This is a genomic window from uncultured Anaerotruncus sp. (assembly GCF_902490045.1).
Lineage (GTDB): Bacteria > Bacillota > Clostridia > Oscillospirales > Ruminococcaceae > Anaerotruncus.
Map to the genome: position 1 here is coordinate 1 of NZ_CABUCJ010000201.1, position 2,119 is coordinate 2,119.

The 2,119-nt window shown below is 58.7% G+C and carries 3 protein-coding genes; 2 read left to right on the top strand and 1 reads right to left on the bottom strand.

Going from position 1 to position 2,119, the window contains the following annotated elements:
* Positions 1–419, bottom strand: a 419-nt coding sequence (locus RDM88_RS12675; RefSeq protein ID WP_308755185.1) for a CHC2 zinc finger domain-containing protein, incomplete at its 3' end; no start/stop codon positions are given.
* Positions 420–732: 313 nt separating this feature from the next.
* On the opposite strand from RDM88_RS12675, the gene RDM88_RS12680 reads away from it, so the two are divergent.
* Both RDM88_RS12680 and RDM88_RS12685 read left to right on the top strand, forming a co-directional pair.
* Complete coding sequence (locus tag RDM88_RS12680; RefSeq protein ID WP_308755186.1) at positions 733–1,545, top strand: ParA family protein; 813 nt, start codon at positions 733–735, stop codon at positions 1,543–1,545.
* A gap of 130 nt (positions 1,546–1,675) precedes the next feature.
* The coding region (locus RDM88_RS12685; protein WP_308755187.1) for an AraC family transcriptional regulator at positions 1,676–2,119 on the top strand (444 nt) is incomplete at its 3' end.

Sequence of the window (2,119 nt, forward strand, 5' to 3'; positions counted from 1 at the left end):
GGGGCGGACGGCAGGGCACGGGCCGCGGGCGAAAGCGCCCGGAGGGACGCGGCGCCCGCGGGGGCGGCGGCAGCGTGCGCCCCCGCGCGGAGCGCCGGGGACGCCGCCGGGTCCCGGCCGAAATCCTCCGGGAAGGGCACGCCGAAGAGCTCGCACGCCTTTTTCACCTGGCGCGGGAAGCTGTCGCAGTCGGGGTAGTCCATCCGGATGACGTCGAAGAGGTCGTAGGTGGCCCCGCAGCCGAAGCAGTGGAGCTTTTGGGTCTTGGGATAGTAGGACATGCTGGGCGTGGAGTCGCTGTGCTGCGGGTTGATGCAGCGGATGAGCTTTTTGCCGCGCCCCACCACCATGCGCTTCTGGGCCATGTATTCGGGCAGGAAGCCGCGCAGCTCGTCGAGCAGCCGGTCGTTTCGGTTCATTTCAATTCCCCCATTTTCCCTCGTATTTTACCACAGGCGGCGCGCGCCCGCAAGGCTTTTCTATTCGCTAATCTATTAGAAAATCTATTCGCTCAATTGTTTATCTATTCGTTAATGCATAAGACAATATATTTCCAAATATCTTTATTAATCAAAAAATGAATCTATTGTTTAATAAGTAACTTAATCTGTTTTCAGATATATTTTTTTACAGATGCTTGCATTGATTCGCAAATCTATGCTATAATGTATTCATCAATCGAATCGCAAATCTGTTCGCGCATCGAATCGCGAATCTACGGGAGGCTTCCTCATGGGAAAGATCATCACCTTCGGGACCCTCAAGGGCGGCGTCGGCAAGACGATGCTCTGCTTCAACATCGGCGGCATCCTCTCCCAGCTCGGCTACCGCGTGCTGGTCGTCGACTCGGATCTGCAGGGCAACCTCACCAACAACATGGGCATCGACCGCACTCAGCCCGACCTGCTCACCACCTACGACCTCTACAACCTCGAGGAGGCGCAGCCCGAGCCGGAGCAGCTCGTCATCAAAAGCCCCATCGACCGCCTGCCGCTGCTCGACATGATCGCCGGGTCGATCTTCCTGCACAAATCCGAGCTCAAGATCGCCTCGGTCGCCGGGCGGGAGCAGATCCTCTCGAACTACCTGGGCGACCACAGGGAATTTTTCGACCAGTACGACTACATCCTCATCGACACCAACCCCAGCATGTCGATCGTCAACCAGAACGCCTTCCTCGCCTCCGACGCCATCCTGCTCGTGAGCGACGTTTCGATGAACGCGATCGAGGGCGCGCAGCTCTTCATCGCGCTGTGGGAGGAGGCCCGCAAGCGCCTGCGGCGGGAGGACAACATCAAGGGCTTCATCGTCAACGACTTCGACAGCCGCAACAAGCTCTCCGCCGACTACCTCGAATACCTGCGCACCTCGCCAGACACCGAGGACCTGCGCCCCATCCTCTTCGAGACGGTCATCCCGCGCAACGTCCGCATCACCGAGAGCGAGCTGGCCGCCGTGCCGATCTCGATCTACGACCTGCGCTCCAAGGGCTGCGACGCGATTGCGTCCCTTGTCGACGAAATGCTTGCGCGCGGCGTGCTATAATCGTTCCTGCACGCGAAGTTCCATTCATTCTTATATTCGCGAATAGAACTTCCAATAGAAAAACGATGCGGCCGGGGATCCCGGGAAAACGCGCCCGGAGGGAATAATCCCCGGCAGGGAGGTCATACTCATGGCAAACAAGTTTACCAAGAGCGTTCTCGAACGTCAGGCAAAGGAGATGCGGCAGCATCCGGTCCGCGCGGCGAAGCCCGCCGGGGAAGGGGAGAGCGACCGCAACGCACTGGTGATGGACCATGTGCGCAAGTATATGGAAGATAACTATATGGCCGACCTCTCGCTGGACAGCGTGAGCGAAATTTTGCACATCAGCCCGGCGTACCTTTCGGCGCAGTTCAAAAAATACCAGAAGATGAATTTTCTGGACTGTCTGACCGAGCTGCGCATCAACGCAGCTAAAGAACTGCTGGCCGACCCCTTCCGCTCCGCAGCGGAGGTGGCCTCCATGGTGGGCTACGAGGACGCCAGCTACTTTGCCCGCGCCTTTAAAAAGCGCACCGGTATGACCCCCACCCAGTACCGGAAGGAAGCGGCAAAGGCAGCCCGGGAGGTGCGG